Raw genomic sequence first — 13,649 nt, forward strand, 5'->3', positions numbered from 1 at the left:
AATATGATCGTGGTTACAGGCGCTACAGGTTCAGTCGGACAGCATCTGGTTCGGAACCTTCACTCGCAACAGGTCGATGTCGTCGCGGCGGTGCGAGATCAGAAACGTGCTTCGTTGCCGGCCGGGGTTCGAAGCGTTGCCATGGACGTCGGGGACCTATCGTCAATTGAAAGGGCTGTAGCGGGGGCAGAAGCCGTTTTCTGGCTCTGGCCGTCACTGTCCGGTTCGGAGACTGCCGAGGTTGCGGAGGACATAGGCAGGATACTAGGAGCTTCCGGCGCGCGCATTACATATCTTTCGGCTGAGGCAGCCGCCTCAGAGCCTACTTCGTCATGGGCGATAATGGAAAATGCCATCGAGCAGGCGGTCTCAAAATGGACGACCCTGCGCTGTGTGGGATTCGCGAAGAATGCGCGCATGTGGATTCCGCAAATTCAAGCGGGCGACCGAGTTCGCTGGCCGTTTGGGAACGCGACACGCTCATTGATTCATGAGGCGGACATCGCTGAATCGGCCGCTGCGACGCTGATAGACGAGAGGCACGCCGGTCAGCGCTATACGCTGACAGGGCCAAACGCATTGAAGCAGATCGATCAGGTTAGAATCATCGGAAATGCCATTGGCCGCAGCCTGTATTGGGACGAAGAGCCCGAAGAGGATGCACGTATTCGCCTTACGGAAGAATTTGAGGATTCCGGGCTGGCTGGATACATTCTGGAGAGTTGGCGCTCTTTCATTGATAAGCCCGAACCCGTCACTTCATCCGTCCGAATGCTGACAGGGCGTGATCCCAGATCGTTTGAAAGCTGGGCTCTAGATCATGTGGATGAGTTCCGTTGACCAGAGGGCGGCATGCGCCCGCTGCGTTTTGCACCGATAATTGATCGCCAATGGGGAATGCCGACCTCGTTGGGGTCGCGTATTCCCCTAGCGTCACTCATCCAGACGCTCGCCGTCGCCGAATATCTGAACTTTCGCCAAGTGGCGAACGCGCTCGGCGTGGTGCAATCCAGCGTCAGCGCGCGCGTGAAGGTGCTGGAGGACGACGTTGGTATCCTGCTGTTCGAGCGTCACGCGCGCGGCGTCCGGCTGACGGAAGCCGGCCGACATTTCATCAAACATGTGGCGGCCGGCGTCGATCAACTCGACCATGCCGTGATGACCGCCGGCATGGCGGCGTCGGGAGAAGGCGGTCGCCTGCGCATCGGCATCCGTTGGGTAAGATGACGCCTGCGGATGAAACCAGCTTTGAGCTTCGGCATCTGCGCTACGTGATTGCGGCGGCGGAACATGGCGGGATCCGTCGTGCCGCCCGGCAACTCGGCGTTGACCCAGGTGCTGTCAGCCGCCGCATCCGCGAATTGGAAGATGAGATTGGCGTGGCCCTGTTCATTCGTGGACAGGGCGGCGTCATTCTCACCTTCGCGGGCGAGCGGTTTATCCATCGGGCGCGCAGGGCGCTGAACCAGCTCACCCATGCTACGCTTGACGCTGGCGCCATTGGACGGGGTCAGGCGGGTGTCGTCAGGATCGGGCTGATGTCCTCGATGGCTTCAGGCTTCATCGCCGAGTTGGTAGATGTCTACGCCGCCGATCACGCCCAGGTGCGGATCGATTATATCGAAGGTGACGCTTCCGATCATGTTCCAGCAATCCGGCAGCACCGGCTGGATGTCGCCTTCCTGACCGGCACGCCTGCGGCGGAAGGCTGCGACGTTTCGTATCTGTGGAGCGAGCGCGTCTATGTCGTGATGTCGACCCGACATGAACTGGCCGGAAAAGAGGAAATCTCTTGGAGTGACCTTCGGAATCAGGAATTCACCGTCAGCGAAGCGCAGTCGGGATCGGAAATCCGAGACTATCTGGTGAAGCATCTCGCCGAACTCGGCCATAGCCCACCTATTCAGAAGCATGCGGTTTATCGGGACACCCTGATGCAAATCGTCGCCGGCGGAAACTGCCTGACGCTGACCAGCGAGGCGACGATTGCCACACAGTTTCCGGGTATCGTGTATCGACCGCTCACCGAAGAAAGCCTGCCCTTCTGCGCGGTCTGGTCGCCCCGCAACGACAATCCTGCCTTCCGTCGTCTTCTCAGCCTGGCCAAGGTGATCTCGAAACGCTGCGAGGCCAGCATTGTCACGACGGGCCTGACTGGTCCTTTGGAAAGCGGGATGAATGGTTCTGATCCGGCGCCCGTCGCGCCTTCGCAAAGCCCCGATCCGTCGCAATGAACCGTTCCAGCATCGGCACGATCAGCCGCTTCGGATCGGCAGCAGTCTGGCCGCTCTCCCGGGCCATCGCCTCGGCATAGGCGACCAGATCCCGATGCAGACTGCCTGGCAGGTCTATTGTCACCTTGACCGGCTTGTCTTCGGTAACCGGGCCGAGTTTCAGCTTGGTCATATCAACCCCCATAGGGTTCGAGGACGAGATCGCGGGTGACGATGACGCGCACCGGGAAACCCGGCCGGATCGTCAGCGTCGGTACGACCTGCAATTGGCGCTGGATGATCTGCTGGCCGGCATCGTTGATGGTATCCTGCCCCCCGTCGCGGATGGCGCGCAGAAGCCGGTCGTCGTCATCGACAGCGAGTTCCGCTCCGACCGCGAGCAGCGTCGAAAGACCGGCGGCTTTCGCCATATCCCACCAGTGATAGTCGATGCCGTCCTGCAGCCCGGCATAGCCCTGGGCGTCCGCGCCCGGCTGACGCTCCAGCACGATCGAACGGCCATTCGGCAAGATCAGCCTGTTCCAGACCAGCAGCACGCGGCGCTGCCCGAAGCCGACATCGTTGCTGTATTCGCCGATGATGCGGGTGCCCTGCGGTACGAGGAGGATGCGGCCGGTCGGGCTGTCATAGATGTGCTCCGTCACCTGCGCCGTGATCTGCCCCGGCAGATCGGAACGAATGCCGGTGATGAGTGCCGCCGAAATCACCGCGCCAGCCTGAAGGACGTAGGGCGATGCGGGCGCCATGACGCGATCGGATGCGACCGTGCGCCGGTCGACAGCGGCGTTGAGGAAGGCCGACTGGCGGTCCTGCGCCGTGGGTGTACCTGCCGGGCCAGTTAGGCCGAGACCGGAAAAGTCCGGCATGCCGCCGGCTGCCGTGCCGGTTGCCGCCGCCGTTCTCGCCTCCGTCTGGAAGAAGAGCCGGCTGTTGCGGGCGGCTTCTTGCTCCGCGAGCCGACGCTGCTCTTCTGGATCGACCGCCGGTGTCGCTATTGAAGGCGGCACGACGGGTTGACCCCGGTTCTGCGCATCGAGGATCGGTCTCCCCAGATCGCCGGGCAATGCAGGACCGAGGATCGGGCCAGTGTAGTCGCGTGGCAGACCGGCGATGCCATCTGCCGTGGCGCGATTGTCTACGGAATAGAGTTCCTCATTGCCTGAGCCGGCGTCGCGGGTCTGCAGCGCATAAATCAGGGCCCCACCAATACCGAGGCTGGCAACAAGACCGACACTGGCAAGCACCTTGCGCGAGATGCGCGTGACGCGGGGAGCGTCGGCGCGCAGTCGCATAGGGGCGGCAGGTTCGCCGGTTAAAGGCAGAGCATCGTCGTCTCCGTCCGTATTCGGCTGACTGTTCGCTGTGGGATCGATAGGAGTCATGATGCGGGCCTTCCGTCGGTGCGGACGATCCTGACGGTTTGCTGACGGTCGCCGCCGCCAAGGCGCAGTTCGGCAGCGCCGAACAGGCGGTCGACGATCAGGATGTTGTTATAAATCCGGCTATTGACGATTTGCGGCTCGCCGTCCGGGCCGATGACAAAGAGCGGCGGCATCTCGCCCTGAACGATGCCGCGTGGGAACTCGACATAGACGCGGCGGCCATCGTCATAGACCGAGATCGGCTTCCAAGGTGGGTTGCCGCCGGTGAGACCATAGCGATGGTTTCGAGCCGCAACGGCCGGAATGATGGGTGTGGTAGGCACGGATTGGCGCTGTGATGCCGGTTGCTGGGGATAGGCCCAGGCAACGGCCGGCATATAGAGCGCCTCGCGAGCGCGCAGCTCGATCATGTAGGTCCGGCGATCCGTGGTGATGACGAGATTGGTCGAGATTTCGGCGCGTGTGGGTTTCACGAGAACCTGTACGCGGCGGGTGAGGCCTGAACCGCTTTCGGTGTCGCCGATGATCCAGCGGGCGGTATCGCCGGCTGCGATCGGTCCTGCGCCGGTCAGGCTTTCGCCAGGCTCCAGGGCAATCGTGGTGATCTGCCCCACGGCGGCGTAGACCTGATAGAGGGCCCCTTCACTCCATGGGTAGATCTGGATGGCGTTGTAATAGCCGTCGCGCCTCGGTTCCACGCGGGCGGCGGCATTGGCGTTCTCGACGCGCCCGGTCGGCGTGCCGGCCGAAGTCCCACCGCGGCTCGGCGTCCAGCTAGGGGGCACATGCAGGGGCCGCGGCGCCTGTTCCGTTACAACCGCCGCGACGGCGGGCAGCGGTGGAACATCGGCGTCGTAGCTGATTTCCGGCGGCTTTTTCATCGTTGCGCAACCGGCGAGCATGGTTGCGGCCAGGAGCACGGTCGCCACGGCCGCGCCTCTCTTTCCCGGCCTATCCGAGACGTGGACGGCGCGGGTCATTGGCTCATCTCCCGCGACCAGGAAATTGCATTGATGTAGATACCGAGCGGATTGGCTTTCAGCCGTTCCGCATCACGCGGCGGCTGCACGACGATCGTAAGGATCGCGGTCCAGCGTTCCGTGGTGGAAAGCTGGCCATTCTCGTAGTGGCGTTCGGTCCAGGCCACACGGAAGCTGTCCGGGGACGCCCGGATGACGCTCGACACCTCGACGGCGATCTGCTGGCGGCCGACGCGGGTGAAGGGATCGTTGGCGCGGGCGTAGTCGTTCAGCGTCGCCGCGCCGCGATCGGTGGTGAACTCATAGGCGCGAAGCCAGTTCTGGCGCACAATGATGGCGTCGGCGGGGATCGAGCGGACCTGCTCGATAAAGCGGCCGAGATGCCAGGCCACTTGCGGATCGGTCGGGCGATAATCGGCAACGGCCGGGGCGACTGCCTGCGATTGGCCGAGATTGTCGACCTGCACCACCCATGGAACAATGGTGCCGCGCGCCGACTGCCAGACTAGGGCAGAAGCGAAGCCGCCCGCCAGCAGCAGCGAGCCGAAGGCCATAAACCGCCAGTTCTTCGCCTGGACACGGGCCGAGCCGATGCGCTCGTCCCAAATCTGTGCGGCTTTTTGGTATGGGGTCTCGGGCTCGGGCGTCTTGCCGTAATGGGTTGCGGGACGTTTGAACATCAGCGGTCACTTTCGGAAAGGTTGATGGAGGAGCCGCCGCCATGGCTGTCGCCAGATCGCACCGCGTGGGCGGCGGCGGAGACGCCGTGGGACATGCCCTGCGAGCGTTTCATGCGCTTGGCCCAGTCGGGCGGGCCGTTGCCTGCGGGGGTTGAGGGGGAACCGGCAGCGTCAGCGCCGCGGCCGATCGTTCCCATGGTCGAAGAGCCGCCCGTGGTCTCGAAGGCGGATTTGGCGCCGCCAGAGAAGCTGGATTGGACGCTTTCAGTGGCTTTAGATGCGGCGCGCTTCAGCGGCGAGACGGCGGCGCTGCCGGCCGCTTTCGCTACACCGCCGAGGCCGGATGCCACACCGGATGCGCCGGACTGGCCAGCGGAGGCGAGGCTATAGGCGGTGGAGGCGCCGCCAGCGGCAGCCGCGCCTCCCCGAACGGCGGCAGCGCCACCGGAAAGGGCGGCAGCACCTCCCTTAGCGGCCAGACCTGCCGCACCGCCAGCGCCCAGAGCTGCACCGCCGACGGCGAGGCCGGCTCCGACTGCGGCGCCCGCGCCAAGCTGGGGACCGCCGGAGACAAGACCATTGGCGATGCCGGGGCCGAAAATGCCGAGGCCGAGAAGGGAAAGGGCGGCCAGAACGATCGCCATGGCGTCGTCTATGGTGGGCGTCGCCCCGCTAAAACCTGCGGTGAACTGACCGAACAGGGTCGAGCCGATGCCGATGATGACGGCCAGCACCAGCACCTTGATGCCGGAGGAGATCACATTGCCGAGCACCTTCTCGGCCATGAACGCTGATTTGCCGAACAGGCCGAAGGGGATGAGAACAAAGCCTGCGAGGACGGTCAGTTTGAACTCGATCAGCGTGACGAAGAGCTGGATGGCCAGAATGAAGAAGGCGAGCAGCACCAGGGCCCAGGCGAAGAGCAGGCAGGCGATCTGGATGAAGTTCTCGAAGAAGGACCAGTAGCCCATCAAGCCGGAGATCGACTCCAACAGGGGCCGCCCAGCGTCGAGGCCTGTCTGCGCCACCTTGCCGGGTCGCAGCAGATCGGCCGTCGTGAAGCTGGTGCCGGAAGCCTTGAGGCCGAGACCGGCAAAGCTGTCGAAGATGATCTTCGCCAGATTGTTCCAGTTGGAAATCAAATAGGCGAAGACGCCGACGAACAGGGTCTTCTTTACGAGGCGGGCGATGATATCGTCATCGGCGCCCCAGCTCCAGAACAACGCGGCCAGCGTCACGTCGATGACGATCAGCGTCGTGGCGATGAAGGCGACCTCGCCGCCGAGCAGGCCGAAGCCTGAGTCGATGTAGCTGGTGAAGACCTGGAGGAACTGGTCGATGACGCCGGTGCCGCCCATGATTATTGTCCTTCGTTCTGATGGGGAGCGGCCGGTGCGGCAGGCGTCGGGGTTCCGAGGAAGCGATCGCGGCTTTCGGTCCAGACGCGCAGGCACTCTGGATCTTCGGTGGCCTTCTGCCCGAGTTGCTGGCAGCGGCGCTGACCGGCGCGCAGCGGATCGGGGGTGGACGGCTGAAGCTGCCGGGCGGAGGGGGCCGCCGGTGCTTCTTCCTTGCGGGTCATTTCGATGGCAGTCGCGGTGATCGCGACGGCGACGAATATGATGGCGCCCAACCGGGCCAGCATCTTGCCGTCCATGGTGCTCCCCTTTCCGGGTCTCAGTTGCCGTTGTTGAACATCCGGGCGTTGCCCGGCTGGTAGCCCGTGCCGGGCGTCAGGAAACGGCGGCGCTGTTCACGGCCTTGTTCGGCGGCTGCGGCCTGTTCAGCCGCAGACAGGGCCTCGGCCCGGCCATTGGCGGCGAGCAGCGCCGTGAGGTCGGCGAGTTGCTGTGCTTGAAGGGCGAGGAGCTGATTGCCGGCCTGGGTTGCCTGAAGCGCACCGGTCGCGCTCTGGCTCCGGCCGACCAGGGCCGACATCTCGGTGCGCTGCCCGTCAATATTGCCGACGACGCCGGCCTGTACCCGCATGGCATCCTGAAGACCGCCTACCGTGTTTTGCCAACGCTCACGCGCGCCGGCAACGAGCTGCTGGTCCGTTGCCGAGAGCGAGGCTGCGCCATATTGGGTCTGGAACGCCTGATCGATTTTCTGGACGTCGAAGGCGATGTTCTGCGCCTGATTCAGAAGCTGCTGGGTACGCTGGACCGATTGCTGGAGCTGCTGAATCGAGGAGTAAGGCAGGCTCGCCAGATTACGGGCCTGATTGATCAGCATTTGCGCTTCGTTCTGAAGCTGGGTGATCTGCTGGTTGACCTGTTGCAGGGTGCGCGCCGCTGTCAGAACATTCTGCGCGTAGTTGGTCGGATCGTAGACAATCCATTGCGCGTGGGCTGGAGCGGTGAGCACCGGCGATAGCGCCAGCGGCGCGGCAAGGATCGTCGCGGCGACAAGGGCCGCGCGGGAACGGCGGATCATCATGAGGGTCTCTCCTGGTTGTTGAGGTCGGGGATGAGGTCGATGGCCCAAGCCACGTCGCGGTGGCGCAGCCAGGCGGCGAGGAAGCCCTCACGGCCATGCTCGGCAACAATGCGCTGAATGTCCGTCTGGTCGGTCTTGGAAGAGGCGGCGCAGAGCGCCAGCGCCACATCGGACAGGCCCAGCTCGAACAGGCGATTGCCGCGCCGGGACTGGCAGTAGTAATCCCGCTTCGGGGTGGCCCGCGCGAGGATCTCGATCTGCCGGTCGTTCAGTCCGAAGCGCCGGTAGATGGCGGTGATCTGCGGCTCGATGGCGCGTTCGTTCGGGAGCAGAAGCCGGGTCTGACAGCTTTCGATGATCGCGGGCGCGATGGCACTGCCGTCGATGTCGGACAGGGACTGCGTGGCGAAGATCACGGAGGCGTTCTTCTTGCGCAGGGTCTTCAGCCATTCGCGGAGCTGGCCGGCGAAGCCGTCATCATCAAGCGCCAGCCAGCCCTCGTCGATGATCAGCAGGGTCGGAGACCCGTCGAGGCGGTCGCCGATCCGATGGAACAGATAGGACAGGACGGCGGGCGCCGCGCCCGTGCCGATCAGCCCCTCGGTCTCGAACGCCTGTACGGATGCCCCGCCCAGATGCTCGACTTCGGCGTCGAGCAGACGGCCATAGGGACCGCCGACGCAATAGGGTCGCAGCGCCTGCTTCAGATCGTTGGATTGCAGCAGGACGGCGAGGCCGGTGATGGTGCGCTCGTTCACCGGCGCGGACGCCAGAGAGGTCAGTGCTGTCCAGATATATTCCTTCACCTCGGGCGTGATGCCGAGACCCTCGCGCGTCAGGATCGAGACGATCCAGTCGGCGGCCCAGGCGCGTTCGGGGACATCATGGATGCCGCCCAGAGGTTGAAGCGAAACGCTGTCGTCGGCGTCTTCGCTCAAACCGCCGCCGAGGTCGTGCCAGTCGCCGCCCATGGCGAGCGCAGCGGCGCGGATCGAGCCGCCGAAATCGAAGGCGAAGACCTGTGCGCCCGGATAGCGCCGGAACTGCAAGGCCATTAGCGCCAGCAGTACGGATTTACCGGCGCCGGTCGGCCCGACGATCAGCGTATGGCCGACATCGCCGACATGAAGGGAAAACCGGAACGGGGTCGAGCCTTCGGTCTTGCCGAAGAGCAGAGGGGGCGCTGCAAAATGCTCGTCCCGTTCCGGCCCCGCCCACACCGCTGAAAGCGGGATCATATGGGCGAGGTTCAGTGTGCTGATGGGCGGTTGCCGGACATTGGCGTAGACGTGCCCCGGCAAGGAGCCGAGCCAGGCGTCCACCGCGTTGATGGTCTCAGGCATTGCCGTGAAGTCGCGGCCCTGGATGATTTTTTCGACCAGCCGCAGCTTCTCGTCAGCGATGCGCGGATCGTCGTCCCAGACCGTGACGGTCGCTGTGACATAGGCTTGGCCGGCATAGTCGGCGCCCAATTCCTGAAGTGCCAGATCGGCGTCGGCGGCCTTGTTCGAGGCATCGGTATCGACCAGAGCCGAGGCTTCGTTGGTCATGATCTCCTTGAGGATGGAGGCGATGCTCTTCCGCTTGGCGAACCATTGCCGCCTGATCTTGGTCAGCAGCTTGGTCGCGTCGGTCTTGTCGAGCATCACCGCCCGCGTCGACCAGCGATAGGGAATGGCCAGCCGGTTCAACTCGTCGAGAATGCCGGGCGTGGTTGCGGTCGGGAAACCGACGATGGTGAGAATGCGCAGATGGGAATTGCCCAGACGCGGCTCCAGTCCGCCGGTAAGCGGCTGATCGGCGAGCAGCGCGTCGAGATACATCGGCGTTTCAGGGACGCGGACGCGGTGGCGTTTGGTCGAGATGCAGCCATGCAGATAGGTCAGCGTCTCGGCGTCATCGAGCCATGCGCATTCCGGCATGAAACCGTCGATGAGCTGGATCACCCGGTCGGTGCGGTCGATGAAGCCGCGCAGGATCTCACGAGCGTCGACGCCGGATTGTTCGCGGCCCTCGTAGAGCCAGCTCTCGGCACGCGCCGCGTCTTCGGCGGGCGGCAGATAGAGGAAGGTCAGGAAATAGCTGGATTCGAAATGCGTGCCGGCTTCCTCGAACCCGGCCTTGCGCTCGGCATCGACCAGCGCCGACGCGGCATCGGGGAAGCGGCTTGCCGGATAGGTGGCGGCGGCATGGCGCTGCGCCTCGACGAAAATGGCCCAGCCGGAGCCGAGACGGCGGAAGGCGTTGTTCAATCGTCCTGCTACGGCCACCAATTCGGCAGGGACTGCGGAATCGAGATCAGGGCCACGGAACCGCGCCGTTCTCTGGAAGCTGCCGTCCTTGTTGAGCACGACGCCGTCTCCGGCCAGCGCCGCCCAGGGCAGGAAGTCGGCGAGTCGTGTGACGGTGCGACGATATTCTGCAAGGTTCATCATGATGGTTGTTCTCCTCAGACGCCGAGATGGCCGGGGATGCGCAGATGGCGGCGCACCACATCGACGAACAGCGGATCGCGTTTGGCCGCCCAGACGGCCGCGAAATGTCCGAGCAACCCAAGCGCGATGCCAACCAGCCAGAGACGCAACCCCAGGCCGAGGGCGGCGGCCAGCGTGCCGTTGACGATGGCGATCGAGCGCGGAGCCCCGCCGAGCAGGATGTGCTCGGTCAGTGCTCGGTGAACGGGGACGGAGAAGCCCGGCACTTCGCCGGTCTGGTCGTTGAAGCCCGCCATCAGACGAGCGCTCCGCCGCCGAAGGAGAAGAACGAAAGGAAGAACGAGCTGGCCGCGAAGGCGATCGACAGGCCGAAGACGATCTGGATCAGCTTGCGGGCGCCGCCCGAACTGTCGCCAAAGGCCAGCGTCAGGCCGGTGACAATGATGATGATCACCGCGATGATCTTGGCGACGGGGCCTTCGATCGATTGCAGGATCGACTGCAGCGGCGCTTCCCACGGCATGGACGAGCCGGAGGCGTGGGCGGCGGGGGCGAGGATCAGGCTGGCATAGGTGACGGCGGCAGCCGTCGCGATATGGCGGCGGACGCGCAGAGCACGGCGGATCATGTTGGTTCTCCTGTGAGATTTGGGGTTGAGGGCACGACGCGGTAGTCGCCGTCGGGGCCGAGGCCCTCGACGCGGGCGAGTTCGGAGAGGCGGCGCAGAGATCCACGGCCTGAGAGCACGGCGACGAGATCGATGGTCTCGGCGATCAGGGCGCGCGGGACCGTGACGACGGCTTCCTGAATAAGTTGTTCGAGACGGCGAAGCGCGCCGATGCCGGTGCTGGCGTGGATGGTGCCGATGCCGCCGGGATGGCCGGTGCCCCAGGCTTTGAGGAGATCAAGGGCTTCGGGGCCACGCACCTCACCGATGGGAATGCGGTCGGGGCGCAGGCGCAGGGAGGAGCGAACCAGATCGGACAGCGATGCCACGCCGTCCTTGGTGCGCAGCGCCACGAGGTTCGGCGCGGCGCACTGAAGCTCGCGGGTATCCTCGATCAGCACCACGCGGTCAGAGGTCTTGGCGACCTCGGCGAGCAGCGCATTGGTGAGCGTGGTCTTGCCGGTCGAGGTGCCGCCGGCGACGAGGATGTTTTTGCGCGAGGCGACCGCAGTGCGCAGGGCCTCAGCCTGGTCCGCGTTCATGATGCCGGCGGCGACATAATCGTCGAGGGTGAAGACGGCGACGGCGGGTTTGCGGATGGCAAAGCTCGGCGCCGCGACGACGGGAGGGAGAAGCCCCTCGAACCGTTCCCCCGTCTCTGGGAGTTCCGCCGAGACACGCGGAGCGCCGGAATGGACCTCGGCGCCGACATGGTGCGCGACCAGACGCACAATCCGTTCGCCGTCCGCTGGCGACAACCGCTCGCCCGTATCGGACAGGCCTTCGGAGAGCCGGTCGATCCAGAGCCGGCCATCAGGATTGAGCATCACCTCGACGATCGACGGGTCTTCCAGAAACCGGGCGATGGCAGGGCCAAGGGCGGTGCGCAGCATGCGCGCGCCCCGCGTCGTCGCCTGTGATGTCTGAAAAGATTCCGCCATGTCGTCCCCTTGCGTTCAGGGACCGTTCGGCCAGCCCTGGATCGGGGAAGAGTAAGAGAGGCAGAACTTAGGCCTGCGCAACAGCGTCAAGGACGTAGTAGTGGGCTGGCGTGGAAAGACAGGGAGACGGCGGGAGCTTAGCTTGGCGGCTATGTTGCTGATCGCAGAATTTGGCATTCTGCGACCAGCAAATATCAGCCGTACAATGGTGCTTTTAAGCGAGAGTTTCACGAAAAGCAGACGGCAGGAATCGACCGGTTGAACTCACCACCCATTTCGGACGTTCGGCGATCAAACGGCTGACCATAGAACTCGACATGTGAGAACCTCTTGCCACGTGCACACTTCCATATCGCACGCCAACATGCATACGGTAGGTATGCGAGAACTTCCCAAATCCAGAGCCGCCCGCGCGGCTGAGACACAACAGCACCTTGTGCGGGTGGCGCAGGAACTCTTTGCCGCTCGCGGATATGGAGATGTGAGCCTTGACGATGTGCTGAAAGGCGTTCAGCTCACCAAGGGCGCGCTCTACCATCATTTTCGGGACAAGAAAGACCTGTTTCGCGCCGTCCTCGTGACCGTGCAGACGCAGGTTGCAGCCCGCGCCCGAGCGGCGGGTGATGCGGCCCCCGACCCGTTTCAGGGCCTCAAGGCCGTATGCCAAGCCTTCCTGCACGAGCTGCGCAAGCCCGATGTGATGCGGATCGTTTGCCGCGATGCGGGCGCGGTCCTGACATGGGCCGAATGTGCCGAGATCGACCAGCAGCACATGCTTGCCGTGATGCGCGATTTCATCGGCGCGGCGCAGGCGTCGGGGGCGCTCGCCGCGCTGGATCAGGAGGCGACGACGCGCGTTATCGCCGGGGCGATCTATCAGACGGTCGAATGGGCCTCGCATGATGAGGCCGAGGACCGGATGACTCAGGGGGAAGCCGTCATCATGCGCTTGCTGGACGGGATCACCGGCGATTGACTAACATACCGAAAGTATGGCTTAGCTGAACATACCATTGGTATGTGAGGATAAGCCATGACTGAAAAGCCCAAGACCCTTGTGATGGGGGCGAGCGGATTGATCGGCCGCCCCGTTGCGGAAACCCTTGCAGGCGCGGGCCTGCCGGTGCGGGCTGGCTACCGAAGCCGGCCCGTCGAGATTCCAGGCGCGGAAGCCGTCAGGATCGACGCCGGGACGGGCGAAGGGCTGGCGGAAGCGGTCGAGGGGATAGATCAGCTCTTTTTGCTGGTCGGGGACATGCCTCACCAGACCGAGGCCGAGCTGCGGGTTGTCGATGCGGCCAGCAAGGCCGGCGTCGGTCACATCGTGAAACTTTCGACGTTGGGCGTTGAATCCGAATCCTTCTCCATCGCCCGGATTCACCGGCCCGTAGAGCAGGCCATTGAACAATCGGGGATCGCCTATACCTTCCTGCGGCCGAACTGCTTTATGCAGAATTTCTACACCTACTATCGTGACATGATCGCCTACACCGGCATGGTGAGGATGCCTTGCGACGATGCTGCGGTTAGCTTTATCGACGCGCGGGACATTGCCGCCGTTGCCGCCCGCGTTCTCGTTGATGAGGCTTGGCGCGGCCGCGCCTACGACCTCACGGGGCCGGAAGGGCTGACATACGAGCAGGCAGCGGCCATGCTGGTGACGCCGGAAGGCAAGGCCGTCCGCTATGTGAACATCACGGATGAGGAGTGCCGTTCGGAAATGATCGCTGCGGGCCTCGACGCCACCTATGCCGAGGATACGGTTGAGCTTGCCCGCTTCTATCGCACCGGCGCGGCGGCCCGCGTCACATCGGCGGTTGAGGATATTACCGGCCGGTCGGCACTGTCGTTCTCGACATTTGCGGCCGATCACGCCGACACATGGAAATAG

The 13,649-nt window shown here is 64.1% G+C and carries 16 protein-coding genes; 5 read left to right on the plus strand and 11 right to left on the minus strand.

The window, feature by feature from the left end:
• Positions 1–3 precede the first annotated feature (3 nt).
• The 3 genes from FF80_RS15230 to FF80_RS15240 are packed head-to-tail and all read left to right on the plus strand — an operon-like array spanning position 4 to position 2,234.
• Positions 4–840, plus strand: a complete 837-nt coding sequence (locus tag FF80_RS15230) for an NAD(P)H-binding protein (RefSeq protein ID WP_035102124.1) — start codon at positions 4–6, stop codon at positions 838–840.
• A gap of 12 nt (positions 841–852) precedes the next feature.
• A complete protein-coding gene (locus FF80_RS15235) occupies positions 853–1,227 on the plus strand; it encodes a LysR family transcriptional regulator (RefSeq protein ID WP_244445792.1) in 375 nt (124 codons plus the stop codon).
• Complete coding sequence (locus tag FF80_RS15240) at positions 1,224–2,234, plus strand: LysR family transcriptional regulator (RefSeq protein WP_035102126.1); 1,011 nt, start codon at positions 1,224–1,226, stop codon at positions 2,232–2,234. The genes FF80_RS15235 and FF80_RS15240 overlap by 4 nt, the downstream gene beginning before the upstream one ends.
• Here FF80_RS15240 and FF80_RS21445 read toward each other — a convergent pair.
• The 11 genes from FF80_RS21445 to trbB all read right to left on the minus strand — a co-directional run bounded on the left by FF80_RS21445 (position 2,140) and on the right by trbB (position 11,758).
• Entirely contained in the window at positions 2,140–2,406 is a 267-nt protein-coding gene (locus FF80_RS21445; protein WP_081917470.1) for a DUF2274 domain-containing protein, read from the minus strand. The two genes, FF80_RS15240 and FF80_RS21445, sit on opposite strands and share 95 nt — an antisense overlap.
• A gap of 1 nt (position 2,407) precedes the next feature.
• Positions 2,408–3,526, minus strand: coding sequence for a TrbI/VirB10 family protein (locus FF80_RS15245; protein ID WP_035102128.1), 1,119 nt, complete (start codon positions 3,524–3,526; stop codon positions 2,408–2,410).
• An 86-nt stretch (positions 3,527–3,612) separates the two neighbouring features.
• Positions 3,613–4,596 (minus strand): P-type conjugative transfer protein TrbG, encoded by a 984-nt coding sequence (gene trbG, locus FF80_RS15250; protein ID WP_035102130.1) that lies wholly within the window; start codon positions 4,594–4,596, stop codon positions 3,613–3,615.
• Entirely contained in the window at positions 4,593–5,276 is a 684-nt protein-coding gene (gene trbF, locus FF80_RS15255) for a conjugal transfer protein TrbF (RefSeq protein ID WP_035102132.1), read from the minus strand. The genes trbG and trbF overlap by 4 nt, the downstream gene beginning before the upstream one ends.
• On the minus strand, positions 5,276–6,634 hold the full coding sequence (trbL, locus tag FF80_RS15260) for a P-type conjugative transfer protein TrbL (RefSeq protein WP_035102134.1): 1,359 nt from the start codon (positions 6,632–6,634) through the stop codon (positions 5,276–5,278). The genes trbF and trbL overlap by 1 nt, the downstream gene beginning before the upstream one ends.
• Before the next feature lie 2 nt (positions 6,635–6,636).
• Positions 6,637–6,933 (minus strand): putative entry exclusion protein TrbK-alt, encoded by a 297-nt coding sequence (gene trbK-alt, locus FF80_RS15265; RefSeq protein WP_035102136.1) that lies wholly within the window; start codon positions 6,931–6,933, stop codon positions 6,637–6,639.
• Between the two features lie 20 nt (positions 6,934–6,953).
• On the minus strand, positions 6,954–7,715 hold the full coding sequence (trbJ, locus tag FF80_RS15270) for a P-type conjugative transfer protein TrbJ (RefSeq protein ID WP_035102139.1): 762 nt from the start codon (positions 7,713–7,715) through the stop codon (positions 6,954–6,956).
• Positions 7,712–10,150, minus strand: a complete 2,439-nt coding sequence (trbE, locus tag FF80_RS15275; protein ID WP_035102141.1) for a conjugal transfer protein TrbE — start codon at positions 10,148–10,150, stop codon at positions 7,712–7,714. The genes trbJ and trbE overlap by 4 nt, the downstream gene beginning before the upstream one ends.
• A 14-nt stretch (positions 10,151–10,164) precedes the next feature.
• Positions 10,165–10,446 (minus strand): VirB3 family type IV secretion system protein, encoded by a 282-nt coding sequence (locus tag FF80_RS15280; RefSeq protein ID WP_035102143.1) that lies wholly within the window; start codon positions 10,444–10,446, stop codon positions 10,165–10,167.
• Positions 10,446–10,778 carry a TrbC/VirB2 family protein gene (locus tag FF80_RS15285; RefSeq protein ID WP_035102145.1) on the minus strand — a complete coding sequence of 111 codons (333 nt, stop codon included), beginning with the start codon at positions 10,776–10,778 and terminating at the stop codon, positions 10,446–10,448. Before FF80_RS15285 ends, FF80_RS15280 begins: the two co-directional genes overlap by 1 nt.
• A complete protein-coding gene (gene trbB / locus FF80_RS15290; RefSeq protein ID WP_035102147.1) occupies positions 10,775–11,758 on the minus strand; it encodes a P-type conjugative transfer ATPase TrbB in 984 nt (327 codons plus the stop codon). Before trbB ends, FF80_RS15285 begins: the two co-directional genes overlap by 4 nt.
• A gap of 379 nt (positions 11,759–12,137) precedes the next feature.
• On the opposite strand from trbB, the gene FF80_RS21080 reads away from it, so the two are divergent.
• Together FF80_RS21080 and FF80_RS15300 are read left to right on the plus strand one after the other, a co-directional pair.
• On the plus strand, positions 12,138–12,734 hold the full coding sequence (locus FF80_RS21080; protein WP_160172841.1) for a TetR/AcrR family transcriptional regulator: 597 nt from the start codon (positions 12,138–12,140) through the stop codon (positions 12,732–12,734).
• 57 nt (positions 12,735–12,791) lie between these two features.
• The gene (locus FF80_RS15300) at positions 12,792–13,649 is read left to right on the plus strand and encodes an SDR family oxidoreductase (RefSeq protein WP_035102149.1); all 858 of its coding nucleotides are present in this window, start codon (positions 12,792–12,794) and stop codon (positions 13,647–13,649) included.

The sequence above is a fragment of the Devosia sp. LC5 genome (genome assembly GCF_000735585.1).
Taxonomy (GTDB): domain Bacteria; phylum Pseudomonadota; class Alphaproteobacteria; order Rhizobiales; family Devosiaceae; genus Devosia.

Excerpts from the sequence above, each read along its gene's own strand:
- FF80_RS15230 (WP_035102124.1), top strand. The coding sequence starts at position 4 with ATGATCGTGGTTACAGGCGCTACAGGTTCAGTCGGACAGCATCTGGTT.
- FF80_RS21445 (WP_081917470.1), bottom strand. The coding sequence starts at position 2,406 with ATGACCAAGCTGAAACTCGGCCCGGTTACCGAAGACAAGCCGGTCAAG.
- trbL (WP_035102134.1), bottom strand. The coding sequence starts at position 6,634 with ATGGGCGGCACCGGCGTCATCGACCAGTTCCTCCAGGTCTTCACCAGC.
- trbK-alt (WP_035102136.1), bottom strand. The coding sequence starts at position 6,933 with ATGGACGGCAAGATGCTGGCCCGGTTGGGCGCCATCATATTCGTCGCC.
- trbF (WP_035102132.1), bottom strand. The coding sequence starts at position 5,276 with ATGTTCAAACGTCCCGCAACCCATTACGGCAAGACGCCCGAGCCCGAG.
- FF80_RS15285 (WP_035102145.1), bottom strand. The coding sequence starts at position 10,778 with ATGATCCGCCGTGCTCTGCGCGTCCGCCGCCATATCGCGACGGCTGCC.
- trbB (WP_035102147.1), bottom strand. The coding sequence starts at position 11,758 with ATGGCGGAATCTTTTCAGACATCACAGGCGACGACGCGGGGCGCGCGC.
- FF80_RS15235 (WP_244445792.1), top strand. The coding sequence starts at position 853 with ATGCGCCCGCTGCGTTTTGCACCGATAATTGATCGCCAATGGGGAATG.
- FF80_RS15245 (WP_035102128.1), bottom strand. The coding sequence starts at position 3,526 with ATGCGACTGCGCGCCGACGCTCCCCGCGTCACGCGCATCTCGCGCAAG.
- FF80_RS15280 (WP_035102143.1), bottom strand. The coding sequence starts at position 10,446 with ATGGCGGGCTTCAACGACCAGACCGGCGAAGTGCCGGGCTTCTCCGTC.
- FF80_RS15240 (WP_035102126.1), top strand. The coding sequence starts at position 1,224 with ATGACGCCTGCGGATGAAACCAGCTTTGAGCTTCGGCATCTGCGCTAC.
- FF80_RS15300 (WP_035102149.1), top strand. The coding sequence starts at position 12,792 with ATGACTGAAAAGCCCAAGACCCTTGTGATGGGGGCGAGCGGATTGATC.
- trbG (WP_035102130.1), bottom strand. The coding sequence starts at position 4,596 with ATGACCCGCGCCGTCCACGTCTCGGATAGGCCGGGAAAGAGAGGCGCG.
- trbJ (WP_035102139.1), bottom strand. The coding sequence starts at position 7,715 with ATGATGATCCGCCGTTCCCGCGCGGCCCTTGTCGCCGCGACGATCCTT.
- FF80_RS21080 (WP_160172841.1), top strand. The coding sequence starts at position 12,138 with ATGCGAGAACTTCCCAAATCCAGAGCCGCCCGCGCGGCTGAGACACAA.
- trbE (WP_035102141.1), bottom strand. The coding sequence starts at position 10,150 with ATGATGAACCTTGCAGAATATCGTCGCACCGTCACACGACTCGCCGAC.